This is a genomic window from Cellulosimicrobium cellulans, assembly GCF_042723955.1.
Lineage (GTDB): Bacteria > Actinomycetota > Actinomycetes > Actinomycetales > Cellulomonadaceae > Cellulosimicrobium > Cellulosimicrobium cellulans_H.
Genome location: NZ_JBHXIC010000014.1, coordinates 57,245 through 70,892, shown reverse-complemented (window position 1 = coordinate 70,892; position 13,648 = coordinate 57,245). Strand labels below are relative to the sequence as shown.

Sequence of the window (13,648 nt, the reverse complement as noted above, 5' to 3'; positions counted from 1 at the left end):
GCGTCGTGGCGGGCCTGGCGGGAGCCGCGAGGAACGAGCGGCGGATGGTAGACGCGGCACCACCACCCACCCCGACGCCCAAGGCGACCACACGCCGTCGGGCATGACCAGGGTCCTGCCTCGCGGCGACCACAGTTCTATCTCGCCTGACCAGGGTTCTACCTCGCGCGACCACGGGTCTACCTCGGCAGCACCGGGGGGTGGTAGGCCGGGCCGGCGAAGTGGCGCAGGGCGGTGTCGAGGTCGCGTGCGACGGGGGCGTCGAGGTCGGCCGTGAACGGGACGGTCGACAGCAAGCGCTCGTGCGTGAACGGCTCGGGGAGCACGAGGCGCGCGAGGGGCGACGGGTCGTCGGCGGCGTCGGACCCGGCGCGCGGGCGCCACAGGAGCGAGACGGTGACGGAGCTCGCCGGGCCCTTCGGCATGAGGTGGGTGCTCGCGGGCCGGACGGCGTCGACGTGGACCGCGACGGCCTCCAGGTCCCCCCAGTCCAGCCGCAGGGTGCCGGCACCGAGCTCCAGGCCGTCGCGGCCGACCGTCATGGTGTGTCGCGGCGCCCGCACATACGCCCGGACGGTCGCGACGCCCAGCCCGCCGAGGAACACGACGACGAGCGTCAGGAGCACGACCGCGACCGCGACGGGGAGCTGCGCCGAATCCGGGTACAGGACCGCCTGGCGCACGACGAGGACCGCCGCGGCGACCAGTGCGATCCCCACGAGGAGGAGGAAGGGCCGCCGCCGGGCGAGGGGCAGGACCAGGGGGCGGTCGCCGTCAGGCACCCAGGCGCCCTCCGCCGCCGCACCGCCTGACCTCAGACCCGCCTCGCTCACGGGCGGACGTCGCGCTGGACGCCGACCAGCCACTCGCGCGCCCCGGCGACCAGGAGGGCGACGCCCAGGTCGAGCGTCGGCTCGGGGACCGGGGCGAAGAGCGGGGAGTGGTTCGGTGCGACGCCGTCGGGCAGGTTGCCCATGCCCGTCGCGGTCGCGAGGTCGAACGCGGCGAACAGCGCCGGGTCGAACCCGCCGAGGTTCCAGTAGACGAGCGGGACGCCCGCCGCGGTGGCGAGGTCGCCGACGTCCTCGGAGCCCGGGAGCGGGGGTAGCGCGACGACGACGGGCCGACCACCCGCGGACTCGATGCGCTCGCGCTGCTCGTCGAGCGTGCGCGCGAGGACGGCCCGGGTGCGCTCTGCGGCGACGGGGTCGTTCACCATGAGGTCGAAGGTGGAGACCTCCTCGAACTCGGGCTCGGCGGGCGCTCCGGACGCCGCCGCCTCGGCGTCGACGATGCGATGGATCGCGGCCAGGACCCGGCCGCGGACGTCGGGCGTGAACGACCGCACGTTGACGAGCAGCTCGGCCGAGCCGGGGATGATGTTCGCCTGGGTGCCGGCGCGCAGGGCACCGACGGTGACGACGGCGGACTCCCCCGCCCCGACCTCCCGCGACACGACGCCCTGGAGCCGCATGACGGTCGCGGCCGCCATGACGACGGGGTCGACCGTCGACTCCGGGCTCGACCCGTGCCCGCCCTTGCCGTGCAGGGTGACGCGGAACGAGTCGGAGGCGGCCATCGCGGGCCCGGCCGTGAGGTTGACGACGCCGACCGGGAGCGGCATGACGTGCTGGCCCAGGACGACGTCGGGTCGCCCCGTGCGGTCGTAGAGGCCGTCGGCGACCATCGCGCGCGCTCCCCCGCCCACCTCCTCGGCGGGCTGGAACACGACGACGAGCGTGCCGGCCCAGGTGTCGCGGTGGGCGGCGAGCTCGGCGGCGGCGCCGAGCAAGCACGTGACGTGCACGTCGTGCCCGCACGCGTGCATCGTCCCGGACTCGTGCCCGTCGGGCATGGTCGCGGTGTCCGTGGACGCGTACGGCAGGCCGGTGCGCTCGGTGACGGGAAGCCCGTCCATGTCGGCGCGGAGCAGGACGCGCGGGCCGTCGCCGTTCGCGAGGACGCCCGCGACGCCCGTCCCGCCCACGCCCTCGTGGACCTCGTAGCCCCACCCGCGCAGCCGGTCGGCGACGATGCCGGCGGTGCGGTGCTCGGCGAACGCGAGCTCGGGGTGCCGGTGCAGGTCGGTGTAGACGTCGGTGAGCTCGGCGGTCGTGAGGGGGGTCGCGGTCATGCACGCATGATCGCGCGACCCGTGGCCGGGGGCGAACTCGGGCCCGCGGTGCCACGACAGCCCGGGGGTCCCAGGTCATGCGCCGAGCAGTCCCCGTCACCCCACGAAGACGCAGAACGGGTGCCCGGCCGGGTCGGCGTAGACGCGCAGCGGCTCGTCCGGGTCGTCCGACCGGTCGTGCAGCAGGCGCGCCCCGAGCGCGAGGGCGTGCTCGTGCTGCCGGTCGAGCTCCGCGACGTCCGGCACGGTGCAGTCGAGGTGGAGCTGCTGCGGCACGCCGTCGTCCGGCCACGTCGACGGCGGGAGCGTGCCGACCTGCTGGAACGCGAGCTGCACCCCGCCCGGCGCGGCGCGCAGCACGAGCCAGTCCGCACCCGCCGGGTCCGGCTCGCCCGCCGGTGGCGGCTCGTCGCCCGCACGGTACTCGAGCCCGAACAGCGCGCGGTAGAACTCCGCGAGGGTACGGGCGTCGGTCGTGTCGAGCACGACCTGGGCTATCCGGGGGAACACGTCGGCCACGGCGACCACCTCCGCTCGCCACCGTCGCCCGGCGCGCGGGCGCTCGCAACGCGCCGCGTCACTCCTGCCGGAGGTCCTCCGCCGTCACGGAGCTCCGGGTGAGGGGCAGGGTCACGAACGAGACGGCCAGCGCTCCCGCGAGCACGGTGGTGATCATGAGCGCGAGGACGGTCGGCTCGATCGCGAAGACGGCACCGGCGACGTGCGAGTACGCCGCCGTCGCCACGACGCCGAGGCCGGTCCCGATCACGACCGCGACGACGAGCGGCAGGGCACCGGCGAGCGCTTGCGCCCGTCGCAGCACCCGGGCCGGGACACCGACGGCCACGAGCCGGGCGCGTCCGCGGCGCCGTTCCCGCGCGCGGTCGATCGTCGTCAGGCCGTACGTCAGGAGCGACACCGCGACGGCGACCCCGACGACGCTCCACACCGTGGTGCGCACCGTGACGACCTGCCGGTAGTCGTGCAGCTCGGGCACGTCTCCCCAGGCGCCGTGCGCGACGACGACGGCCCGCAACCGGTCCCGGACGTCCGGCCCACCGCGGGCGGTGACCTCCGCGCCCGACACCCGCGCGCCCCAGCCGTCCGCGACCTCCTGCGGCACGAACACGTCGTACGACGCTCCGCCCAGAGAGTGCTGCGACGTCACGGCGCCGTCGTCCTGCGCCATCTCGCCGGGCAGCGCGACGGCGTACGTGGCACCGGAGTCCCGGTCGGCGAGGTGCAGGGTGTCGACACGCTCCGGGGCCCACGCCGGGGATGCGTCCCCGACACCCTCGTGCACGATCCACGCCGCCCTGTCGTCGCGGCAGCCGGCCACGACGATCGCGCGCTCGAGCCGCTCGCACGTGCCCACATAGACGGACGGGCAGTTCGACCCGTCGCCATCGCTGCACGTCACGGGGTCGACGGCGTACGAGAGCTCGGTGTCGAGCACGCCGTCGACCTGCTCGACGGCGGGGAGCACCTCGTCGCGCAGGTCCTCCTGCGAGTCGCCTGCCGCGACGAACATCCGCTGCGGGCCCTTCTCGATGCTGCGGATCGCGTACGCCAGGTGCGGCGTGGACTCGTAGACGCCGAGGTACCCCGCGGCGGCGAAGGCGACGAAGACGGTCAGCCCGAGAGCGACGACGCGGCGGCCGGTCGCCGCGGGCTGGGTCTGGACCGCCCGGCCGGCGAGCAGCGCGGGGACGCTCCCCGTGCGGGTGAGCGTCCCGGATACCCGGGACGAGACGAGGGGCGTGACGAGCACGACGGCGACACCGGAGGCGGCGAGCCCGACGAGCAACGCGACGACCGTCGCGTCGTCGACCTTCTCGGGCGAGGTCGTCAGCAGGATCCCGAAGCAGGCCAGGGCGACCGGCACGGGCGCGAGCCGCCAGAGCGAGAGCCGGGGCCGGACGGACTGGCTCGCCGCGGCGCGCGGGTCGTCGAGCCGCCGGAGCGACGCGACCGCGAGCAGGACGGAGAGCACGACGACGCCGAGCACGACCGCGGCCAGGCGCCATCCGCCCGTGATCGGCTCCCGCAGCACCGGGTCGAGCAGGTGCTCCAGCACGGCCCGGACCGCGACGAACCCCACGACACCGAGCCCCGCACCCAGCAGCGCGGGCATCCCGTTCTCGACCGTGGCGACGAGAGCGAGCCGCGCCCTGCTCACGCCGAGGAGGTGCAGGGCCGCGAGCCGCCGGTCACGCACCGTCGAGGACAGCCGGCCCACGGCGAGCAGGAGCGCCGCGACCGGGACGACGACGAGCGCGAGCAGCGAGACGAGCACGCCGCGCTGCGGGTTCGCGTCGTCGGGACCCATGACCGGATAGAGCGCGTCCGGAAGCGCCCAGGCGGCGGCGAGGAGCGCCACGGCGACGGCGCAGCCGGCGGCGAGCGAGACGGCGCGCAACGGCCCTCCGGCCCGGACGAGGCGCGCGCCAAGGAGGACGAGAGGACTCACGCGAGCACCGCCGTCGGGCGCACGCGGCCGTCGCGGATCTGCACGTCGCGGTCGGCCCAGGCGGCGACGCCGGCCTCGTGCGTGACGAGCAGGACCGCGGTGCGCGTGTCGCGCGCGGCGCCGACGAGTGCCTCGAGCACGAGCTCGCCGGCCACGGTGTCGAGCGCGCCGGTGGGCTCGTCGGCCAGCACGACGGCGGGCCGGTGGACGAGCGCCCGGGCGACCGCCGCGCGCTGCGCCTGCCCGCCGGAGACCTCGACCAGGCGCCGGTCGGCGAGGTCGGCGATGCCGAGCAGGTCGAGCTGGCCGAGCGCGGCCGACCGCGCCTCGCGTCGCCGGGTGCCGAGCAGCCGCAGGGGCAGCTCGACGTTCTCCACGACCGTCAGCTCGGGCACGAGGTCGCCGAACTGGAACACGAAGCCCAGGTCCCGCAGGCGCACCTGGGCGCGGGCGCGCTCCCCCAGCGTGTCGAGCCTCCGGCCGAGCAGCCGCACCTGCCCGGCGTCCGGCACGAGCAGGCCCGCGAGGAGGTGGAGGAGCGTGGACTTGCCGGACCCGGACGGTCCCATGAGCGCGACGACCTCTCCCGCGACGACGTCGACGTCCACCCCGCGCAGCACCGGGTCGGCGCCGTACGCGTGCTCGATCCCGCGCGCCGACAGCACGAGGTCCCGCGTCGCCTCGTCGCTCACCGGGCACCGCCGTTACCGCCGGCCGCGTCCTCGGGGTGCGCGTCCGCCGCCCGCGCACCCAGCGCCTCCGCGACGTCGCGGCGCAGATCCCCCAGCCGCGCCCCCGCGACCTCGATCCAGCGCAGGTCCGCCTCGAGGTGCGCCGTCTCGTAGTCGCCCGCGAGCCGGTCGACGGCGTCGCCCGCCCGGCGCGCCGCCGTGAGCTCGCGCATCCGGACGAGGTACACGTCGCGCTGGGCGTCGAGGATCCCCGTGACCTCCCGCCCGCTCGCGAGCGCCAGGACGACCCGCGTGAAGAGCTCGCTCGGGCGCCCGCCCGGGAGGTTCGGGGTCGTGAGCCAGCGGTCGAGCTCGGCGACGCCCCCGGACGTGATGGCGTACACCTTGCGGTCCGCCCCCGCTCCGGGCTCGACACCGACGCCGGCCGCGAGCCCGTCGCGCTCGAGCCGGGAGAGGGTCGCGTAGACCTGGCCGTACCGCAGCTCGCGCTCGTGCCCGAGCAACCCGTCGTACCTCCGCTTGAGCACGAACCCGTGCGCGGGACCGGTGTCGAGCAGCGCGAGCATCGCCATGGGAACTGTCATGGGGCGAGTGAACCACGAGTGCACACTCGGTGTATACCCTCGGTGTGCACGTGCGGAGCTCTGACGATCGCCCGTCCGGTGGGGACGACCGGCCAGGGCTAGGCTCGCGCAGCAGGGCACCAGCGCGGGAGGAGACCGCATGACCGACCAGGACGCGCGGCTCGCGCGGCACGTCGCCGAGGCGGCGGACGCGTGGCTCCGCGACCCGCTCGACGCGGGCGTGTACCGGCGCCTCGTCGACGCGACCCTCGCATGGCGTGCGGGCGGCGGTCGCGTCGTGCACGGCACGGCGGCGGCCGCCCCGGACCCCGCCGGGGCCTCGCGGTCCTGGACCAGCCCCGACGCGGCGCCCGACGAGGTCGACGACCCGGACGACGACGCCCGCTACCTCCGGCCCGAGCGCGCACCGCGTGCGGTGGGCAGCACGCTCGCGGACGTCGCGAGCATGCTGCGCGCACGCGCTGCCACCACCGGTCGCGACGACGAGAGCAAGACCTCGACAAGCGAGCCGCAAGAAGGCGACGACCACCCCTGACGGCGACGTAGGGTGAGGTCATGCCGCGCATCCTCGTCACCGGTGCCGACGGCGGCATCGGCCGCGCGACGGTGCGCCACCTCCTCGACTCCGGGTACGAGGTCACGGCGCTGTCCACCGCGTTCGAGCACCCGTGCCCCGCCGACCGGGTCGTCGTCGGCGACGCCCGGTCCCCCGAGGACGTGGGCCGCGGGCTCGAGGACGCGGACGCCGTCGTGCACCTCGCGGCGATCCCGCACCCGGACCTGGGCACGCCGCTCGAGGTGTACGCGACCAACACGACCGCGACCTGGGCCGTGCTGTCGCTCGCGGGCGAGCGCGGCGTGCGGCGCGCGGTGGTCGCGAGCAGCATCAACGCGTTCGGGGTGCCCATGAACCCGCACGACGTGCACCCCGCGTACTACCCCCTCGACGAGGACGTGCCTGCCGACGTCGCCGACGCCTACTCGCTCTCGAAGCAGGCGGACGAGGCGGCCGCCCGGGCGGCGTGGCGGAGATGGGGGCTCGACGTCGTCGCGCTGCGCTTCCCGCACGTGCGCGACGCCGCCGGCCTCCGGGAGACCGCGGCCGCCGTCGGGCGCGACCCGTGCGTCATGGCACGCGAGGGCTGGGCCTACCTGGACCTGCGGGACGCGGTCGGGGCGATCGAGGCCGGGCTGACGGCGCGCTTCACGGGCGCGCACGTCGTCGGGCTCGCCGCGGACGACACCCTCCTGGACGCCGCGACCCCGGAGCTCCTCGCCCGGTACGCGCCCGAGGTGCCTCTCACCCGCACGATCGGCCCGCGCGACGGCCTCGTCGACACACGCCGCGCGCGCGAGCTGCTCGGCTTCCACCCACGGCACTCGATCCACCGCCCCGACGCCCGACCCACCCCGGAGACCCCGTGACCGCCGTCCCGCCCGCCCCGCTGCCCACCGTCGACCCCGTGGACCCGGCGTTCGCGAACCCGTGGCCCGCCCGCGACGGCACGCGCATCACCGGCGTGCGCGCGATCGTCACCGCGCCGGACGGCATCCCGCTCGTCGTCGTGCGCGTCGGCACGAACGTGCCCGGCCTCTACGGGCTGGGCTGTGCGACGTACACGCAGCGGTGGCACGCCGTGGCCGCGTACGTCGAGCAGCACCTGGAGCGGATCGTCGTCGGTCGCTACCCGGGCGACATCGGCGACCTCGTGCGCCTCGCGCGGCTCGCGCCCTACTGGCGCGAGGGGCCCGTGGGGAACAACGCGATCTCCGGCCTCGACATGGCGCTGTGGGACATCGCCGGCAAGCGCGCGGGCATGCCGGTCCACGAGCTGCTCGGCGGCAAGGTGCGCGACGCCGCCGACACCTACCTCCACGCGAGCGGACGGACCGTCGAGGAGACGATCGACGACGCCGCCCGGATCGTCGACGCGGGGTGGCGGCACGTACGGATCCAGACCGGCCAGCCGGGCCTCGGGCACTACGGCACCGCCGCGGACCCCGAGCCCGGCTACCCCGCCGCGCCCAACCCCCACGGATGGAGCGTCGAGGAGTACCTGCGCCGCACGCCGCGGCTCTTCGCGACGGCGCGCCAGGCGCTGGGCGAGCAGGTCGAGCTGCTGCACGACGTGCACTCGCGCCTCACGCCCAAGCAGGCCGTGATGCTCGCCCGGGCGCTCGAGCCGTACCGCCCGTTCTTCCTCGAGGACGTCCTCGCGCCCGAGCACTGGGACCGGCTCTCGGAGGTGCGCGCCGCCTCACCCGTGCCGATCGCGGTGGGCGAGCTCGCGACGTCGTTCCCCGACGCCGCGCGGCTCGTCCTGGGCGGCGGCGTCGACCTGATCCGGTGCCACATCAGCGCGATCGGCGGGCTCAGCGCGGGCCGAGCGCTCGCGACGGCCGCCGAGATGGTCGGGGTGCGGACGGCCTGGCACGCCCCGGGCGACACGTCACCGGTGGGTGCCGCCGCGAACGTCGCGCTCGACGTCACCTCGACCGCGTTCGGCATCCAGGAGGGCCACGTGTACTCCGACGCCGTGCACGAGGTGTTTCCCGGCACGCTGCGGATCGTCGAGGGGTGGCTGCGGCCCCACGACACGCCGGGCTTCGGGGTCGACCTCGACGAGCGCGCCGCGGCGCGCTACCCGGCAGACCTCGCGGGCCACGACGCGTGGGCCGCGGGCGTCCGCGCGCCCGACGGCGGCCTGGTTGCCCCCTGAGGACGGGTCACCCGGCGGCGCACGTGGGGGTCGGCGGCTCGCCCGCCAGGCGCGCCTCGGTCCACCGCACGAGGTCCGGGGCGAGCGGGGAGTCGGCCTGCACGAGCCCGACGTGGTCCCGCCCCTGGTACGTGCGGTAGTCGACCGGTTGCCCGGCGGCGCACCGCGCACCGACGTACGCCTCCTGCGCCGTGGGGAGGATCAGCGTGTCGGACGCCCCCTGGGCGACGAGCAGCGGCGCGGCGACCGGACCCGTCGGCACGTTCTCGGCCAGGCGCACGCCCAGCGGGCCGGTCGTCGGGTCGGTCGTCCACAGCGGCTGGTCCATCGACAGCGCCTCGGCGACCGAGACCAGTGCGCTCGGCTCGGACAGGCAGCGTGAGGACATCTCCTCCACCACGAACCGCGCGCCCGGGCGGACGTACGTCGCGGCGCCGCTGTCCGGGTAGATCGCGTCGTACGCCTCGACGACGAACGACGCGAAGACGCTGCCGCCGGTGACGCTCTCCAGGTGGGACACGAGGCCGGTGAGGTCGCTCGCGGGCGCGAGCGCGGCGACGCCCGCGAGCGGGACGTCGGGCGCGTACTCCGGGGCGACGGCCCCGGTCCACAGGGCGGTGTGGCCGCCCTGCGAGTGGCCCCAGACGACGGTCTGCTCGCCGAGCGTCGCGCCGTCCAGCTCGCGCGCGGCGCGCACGGCGTCGAGGACGGACCGCGCCTCGCCCTGGCCGACGAGGTACGGGTGGGGGCCGTCGGTCCCCAGGCCCACGTAGTCCGTGGCGACGAGCGCCCAGCCGTGCGCGAGGACGTCGTCGAGCAGGAAGAACGCGCCGGACTCGAAGGGCTCGTCGAGGACCGACGGCGCGCAGCCGCGCGCGGAGCCGGTCGTGCCGTGGGCCCACGCGATCACGGGCGGCGCGGCGTCGTCCCGGAGGGCGTCCGGCACGACGACGATCCCGCTCGCCACCGCGGGCTCGCCCTCGTCGCGGGTGGTCGTGTAGAGGATGCGCCACGCCGTCGCGCCGTCGGGGATCTGCCGCGTGAACGGCTCGGCGCGCACGAGGCGGCCGGGCTCGTCCGGGACGGACGCGGGCGGGTCGTAGAACGCGTCGACCTGCGGCGCCGCACGATGCAGGCCGACGCTGACGGCCGCGAGCGCTCCGGCCGCGACGACCGCGAGGACCGCACCGACGAGCGCGACCCGGCCGTGGCGTCGAGGCTGGGACGGGCCGGGCGCTGCGAGCGCGCCGCCCGCGTCGACGGGCACGGCGCCGTACGTGGCGCCGGACGGTCCCGCCTGCGCGCGAGCACGGCGGACCCCGGCGACAAGGAGGCGGACGCCGAGGACCACGACGCGGACTCCGAAGACCACGGCGACGACGAGCACCGTGACGTCCGGCCAGGCGAGGGCCAGGACGCCCAGCACGACCGAGGCCACCCCGAGCGCCAGGCGCGTCCACCGGTCGACGCCGACCGACCCCGCCCCTTCGAAACCGTCCAGAACGCCCGCGACGACGAGCCCGACGCCGACGAGGACCGCGACGACGACGATCGACGGCGCCGGCCACACGACGACCGCGACCGCGAGCGCCAGGAACACCAGGCCGCGCGCGACGTGCGGCCAACGCGGGGCGCGCGGCGCGCCAGGTCCGTCGCCCCGGCCGGGCGTCCGGCCGCCGACGAGCTCCGTCACGCCGAGGACGACGGCTCCGACGACGACAGCGACCACCAGCAGCGCGAGCGACGCGAACGGGCGCAGGACGAGGACCGCGCCGACGACGGTGCACACGACGCCGAGCGTGACGGAGACCCACGGCGGGACCCTCTCCCCCGCGGCGGCGGCGGACGCACGCATCCTGGCTCCGAGGCGGCTCACGCGGCGAACGTACCGGGCGCGGTGCCGGTCCGCGCGTCGTCCGCGTCGAGCGGGGTGTACGGACCCGGCTCAGGCCGGCGGTGGTGCCTCGTGCGCGGGGCGCAGGTCGGTGCGCGAGAAGTCGTCGCCGACGAAGAGGAGCCGGTCGCGCGTCGCCGCGGCCAGCGCGTACGCGAAGCAGTCCCCGAGGTTGAGCCGCGCAGGGTGTCCGCTCCCCCGGCCGAACTCGCGGTACGCCTCGCGGGCGATCTCGGCGTGCTCGGCCGTGAACGGCTCGACCTCGATCCCGTACAGCTCGAGGAGGGCGTCGAGCCGGCGACGCTGTGCCGGGGACGACCGGTTGTCCAGGACGGCGTAGAGCTCGACGAGGGTCGGTGCGGCCATGCGCGGACGGCTGGCGGCGAGCAGGATCTCGGAGAGCGTGTCGGCACCCGGCTCGCCCAGGACGACCGCGACGATCGCCGAGGTGTCGACGATCACCGAGGGAGACCGCTCTCGTCGTAGAGCGACGCCTCGGCGGCGCGCACGCTCTCGACGTCGAGGTCGACGCGGATCTCGTCGAGGAGCCGGGCGATCTCGGCGCGTCGGGCGGCGACGGCCTCGTCGCCCCTCGACCGGGACTCGAGCACCTCGTCGAGACGGTGCTGGACCGCCTCCTCGATCGCGCTCGTCTGCGACTGACCCGTGGTCTCCGCGAGCCGGCGCACCAGCGCGTGGGTGCGCTCGTTCTTGATGTTGAGGCTCATCGGCACCTTTCTACCGCGGCAGGACAGTTCGTCTACCCAGGGTAGACACCCCGGCCTCTCGATGTCCACGGCTCGCGCTCCGCAGGCCGACGTGCGAGGACTGCTCACGCAAAAAGTGAATCATCGTGCGTAATATCACTACAGAGTCTTGTGCTCGCATCGACGGCGCTTTAGTGTTCGGCACGAACGACCCTGCGCGGAGGTGCGACCGTGCAGCGGGCCGGAGGGTCAGCACGCCCTCCGGTGAGCACGGAGGCGGACCGCCTCCCGAGAGAAGACGGGTCAACGATGATTCGCAGCACGAACCACCTCGGGGCGCGGCGACGCGCCCGGGTCGCGGCCGCCGCGGCCGTCGCCCTCACGCTCGTGGCGGGCACCGCGTCGACGGCCCTCGCCCACGGCAAGCCCCAGCCGCCGACCCCGGCCGTGGTGACACGGGCCGCCGTCGACCCGGCGCTCGTCGAAGGCCGCGGCGCCGCCGTCCCGTTCCTCGAGCAGGAGGCGGAGAACGCCGTGACGACGGGAACCGTGATCGGTCCCGGGCGCGACGCGTACACGATCGAGGCCGAGGCGTCGGGACGCTCGGCCGTCCGCCTCGCGCCGGGCCAGAAGGTGGAGTTCACCCTCCCCGCCGACGCGAACGCGATCACGGTCCGCTACTCGATCCCCGACGCCCCGACGGGCGGTGGGATCACCTCGCCGCTCGACGTGTCGGTCCTGCGCCAGGGCAAGAAGCTCGGGCTCGACCGGCGCATGACGCTCACGTCGGCATACTCCTACCTGTACAACCAGTACCCGTTCACCAACGACCCCACGGCGGACCTCCTCCAGCCCGGCTGGTGGGTCACCGAGTGCGCGTGCGTCCCCGCGGAGACGTCTCCGACCCCGACGTTCGAGAAGCCGTTCCGGCCCATGAAATTCTACGACGAGCAGCGGCTGCTGCTCGGCAAGACGTACAAGAAGGGCGACGTCGTCCGTCTCACGGTGCCCACGCGCGGCGCGGCGGAGTGGACCGTGGTCGACCTGCTCGACTCCGAGAAGGTCGCGCCGCCGAAGGTGCGCCTGCTCGCCGCGAACGCGCTGCTCTTCGGGGCGGACCCCACGGGCCGGCGCGACTCCGCCGACGCTCTCGACAAGGCGATCGCGTTCGCCAAGAAGCACCGGCTCGAGGTGTACGTCCCGCCGGGCGTCTACCAGGTGAACCGGCACATCGTCGTCGACGGCGTGACGATCCAGGGCGCCGGGAGCTGGTACACGATCTTCACGGGCAAGGAGGTCGCGCTCGACGCGCCCGCACCCGACGGGTCCGTGCACACCGGGGTCGGGTTCTACGGGAAGTACGCCGACGAGGGCGGCAGCACGAACGTGCACCTGCGCGACTTCGCGATCGTCGGTGACGTGCGCGAGCGCGTCGACACCGACCAGGTCAACGGCGTCGGCGGCGCGCTGAGCGACTCGTCGATCTCCGGCCTGTACCTCCAGCACACGAAGGTGGGCCTCTGGTTCGACGGGCCCATGAGCAACCTGCGGGTCGAGAACAACGTGATCGTCGACCAGATCGCCGACGCGCTGAACTTCCACGGGGGCGTGACGAGCTCGGTCGTGCGCAACAACTTCATCCGTAACACGGGCGACGACGGCCTCGCCATGTGGTCCGAGAAGCTGGCGAACACCGGCAACGTGTTCGAGAGGAACACGATCCAGTCCAACACCCTCGCCAACGGCATCGCGATCTACGGCGGCACGGACAACACCGTCCGCGCGAACCTCGTCGCCGACCCTGTGCGCGAGGGCAGCGGGCTGCACGTCGGGTCGCGGTTCGGCGCCGAGCCGTTCGCGGGCTACCTCCACCTCACCGACAACACGGCGGTCCGGGCGGGCACGTACGAGCTCAACTGGAACATCGGGCTCGGCGCGATCTGGTTCTACGCGCTCGACCGCGACATCGACGCCGACGTCCGGGTCACCGGCGACCACTACCTCGACAGCACCTACAACGCGATCATGCTCGTCTCCGACTGGGGCGTGAAGGACCAGGTCGCCATCGAGGGCGTCGCGTTCCAGGACGTCCGGGTCGACGGCACGGGGACGTCCGTCGTGAGCGCCCGCGTGCGCGGCGGGGCGTCGTTCGAGAACGTCGACGCGCGGAACGTCGGCTGGGCGGGCGTGAACAACTGCGGGGCGTTCAACTTCCCGGACGGCGGCACCGAGTTCACGCTCACCGACCTCGGCGGCAACGACGGCACGTCGCTCAGCCCGTGGGAGCCCGGCACGGTGAACTGGCTCGGCCGGTTCGTCCCCAGCGCGCCGAGCTGCAACGACCGCCCGCCGGTCGTCGCTCCCCCGGCCCCGTCGCCCTGGGTCCAGCCGGTTGGCTGACCCCACCCCGCTGAGTGCCAGTAAAATTTCCCGGGGGTGCGAGTCGC

13 protein-coding genes are annotated in these 13,648 nt (G+C 75.0%); 4 read left to right on the top strand and 9 right to left on the bottom strand.

What is annotated here, in order from left to right; translation table 11 throughout:
- Positions 1–179: 179 nt before the first annotated feature.
- From ACFWH7_RS06220 to ACFWH7_RS06195, 6 genes are all read right to left on the bottom strand, one after another.
- The gene (locus ACFWH7_RS06220; protein WP_378215598.1) at positions 180–833 is read right to left on the bottom strand and encodes a hypothetical protein; all 654 of its coding nucleotides are present in this window, start codon (positions 831–833) and stop codon (positions 180–182) included.
- The gene (locus tag ACFWH7_RS06215; RefSeq protein WP_378215597.1) at positions 830–2,134 is read right to left on the bottom strand and encodes an amidohydrolase; all 1,305 of its coding nucleotides are present in this window, start codon (positions 2,132–2,134) and stop codon (positions 830–832) included. The genes ACFWH7_RS06220 and ACFWH7_RS06215 overlap by 4 nt, the downstream gene beginning before the upstream one ends.
- A 96-nt stretch (positions 2,135–2,230) precedes the next feature.
- Entirely contained in the window at positions 2,231–2,653 is a 423-nt protein-coding gene (locus tag ACFWH7_RS06210; protein WP_378215596.1) for a VOC family protein, read from the bottom strand.
- A gap of 58 nt (positions 2,654–2,711) precedes the next feature.
- Positions 2,712–4,604: a hypothetical protein gene (locus tag ACFWH7_RS06205; RefSeq protein ID WP_378215595.1), complete on the bottom strand. Its 1,893-nt coding sequence runs from the start codon at positions 4,602–4,604 to the stop codon at positions 2,712–2,714.
- On the bottom strand, positions 4,601–5,296 hold the full coding sequence (locus tag ACFWH7_RS06200) for an ABC transporter ATP-binding protein (protein ID WP_378215594.1): 696 nt from the start codon (positions 5,294–5,296) through the stop codon (positions 4,601–4,603). Before ACFWH7_RS06200 ends, ACFWH7_RS06205 begins: the two co-directional genes overlap by 4 nt.
- Complete coding sequence (locus ACFWH7_RS06195) at positions 5,293–5,880, bottom strand: PadR family transcriptional regulator (RefSeq protein WP_378215593.1); 588 nt, start codon at positions 5,878–5,880, stop codon at positions 5,293–5,295. Before ACFWH7_RS06195 ends, ACFWH7_RS06200 begins: the two co-directional genes overlap by 4 nt.
- Before the next feature lie 139 nt (positions 5,881–6,019).
- Here ACFWH7_RS06195 and ACFWH7_RS06190 point away from each other — a divergent pair, with 139 nt between their 5' ends.
- From ACFWH7_RS06190 to ACFWH7_RS06180, 3 genes are read left to right on the top strand one after another with little or no spacing between them, the layout of a single operon-like run.
- Positions 6,020–6,415: a hypothetical protein gene (locus ACFWH7_RS06190; RefSeq protein WP_378215591.1), complete on the top strand. Its 396-nt coding sequence runs from the start codon at positions 6,020–6,022 to the stop codon at positions 6,413–6,415.
- A 20-nt stretch (positions 6,416–6,435) separates the two neighbouring features.
- Positions 6,436–7,305 (top strand): NAD-dependent epimerase/dehydratase family protein, encoded by an 870-nt coding sequence (locus ACFWH7_RS06185; protein ID WP_378215590.1) that lies wholly within the window; start codon positions 6,436–6,438, stop codon positions 7,303–7,305.
- On the top strand, positions 7,302–8,600 hold the full coding sequence (locus ACFWH7_RS06180) for an enolase C-terminal domain-like protein (protein WP_378215589.1): 1,299 nt from the start codon (positions 7,302–7,304) through the stop codon (positions 8,598–8,600). The genes ACFWH7_RS06185 and ACFWH7_RS06180 overlap by 4 nt, the downstream gene beginning before the upstream one ends.
- A 7-nt stretch (positions 8,601–8,607) precedes the next feature.
- On the opposite strand, the gene ACFWH7_RS06175 is transcribed toward ACFWH7_RS06180, so the two are convergent.
- The 3 genes from ACFWH7_RS06175 to ACFWH7_RS06165 all read right to left on the bottom strand — a co-directional run bounded on the left by ACFWH7_RS06175 (position 8,608) and on the right by ACFWH7_RS06165 (position 11,222).
- A complete protein-coding gene (locus ACFWH7_RS06175) occupies positions 8,608–10,476 on the bottom strand; it encodes a lipase family protein (protein WP_378215588.1) in 1,869 nt (622 codons plus the stop codon).
- 69 nt (positions 10,477–10,545) lie between these two features.
- Complete coding sequence (locus tag ACFWH7_RS06170) at positions 10,546–10,956, bottom strand: type II toxin-antitoxin system VapC family toxin (protein WP_378215586.1); 411 nt, start codon at positions 10,954–10,956, stop codon at positions 10,546–10,548.
- Positions 10,953–11,222: a type II toxin-antitoxin system VapB family antitoxin gene (locus ACFWH7_RS06165; RefSeq protein WP_378215585.1), complete on the bottom strand. Its 270-nt coding sequence runs from the start codon at positions 11,220–11,222 to the stop codon at positions 10,953–10,955. Before ACFWH7_RS06165 ends, ACFWH7_RS06170 begins: the two co-directional genes overlap by 4 nt.
- Before the next feature lie 288 nt (positions 11,223–11,510).
- Between ACFWH7_RS06165 and ACFWH7_RS06160 the strand changes: the two genes are divergently transcribed.
- Positions 11,511–13,601, top strand: coding sequence for a glycosyl hydrolase family 28-related protein (locus ACFWH7_RS06160; RefSeq protein WP_378215584.1), 2,091 nt, complete (start codon positions 11,511–11,513; stop codon positions 13,599–13,601).
- The last annotated feature ends 47 nt before the right edge of the window (positions 13,602–13,648 follow it).

Bases quoted from the DNA above. Each gene is read 5' to 3' on its own strand.
- ACFWH7_RS06165 (WP_378215585.1), bottom strand. From the start codon at position 11,222: ATGAGCCTCAACATCAAGAACGAGCGCACCCACGCGCTGGTGCGCCGG.
- ACFWH7_RS06195 (WP_378215593.1), bottom strand. From the start codon at position 5,880: ATGACAGTTCCCATGGCGATGCTCGCGCTGCTCGACACCGGTCCCGCG.
- ACFWH7_RS06190 (WP_378215591.1), top strand. From the start codon at position 6,020: ATGACCGACCAGGACGCGCGGCTCGCGCGGCACGTCGCCGAGGCGGCG.
- ACFWH7_RS06185 (WP_378215590.1), top strand. From the start codon at position 6,436: ATGCCGCGCATCCTCGTCACCGGTGCCGACGGCGGCATCGGCCGCGCG.
- ACFWH7_RS06215 (WP_378215597.1), bottom strand. From the start codon at position 2,134: ATGACCGCGACCCCCCTCACGACCGCCGAGCTCACCGACGTCTACACC.
- ACFWH7_RS06160 (WP_378215584.1), top strand. From the start codon at position 11,511: ATGATTCGCAGCACGAACCACCTCGGGGCGCGGCGACGCGCCCGGGTC.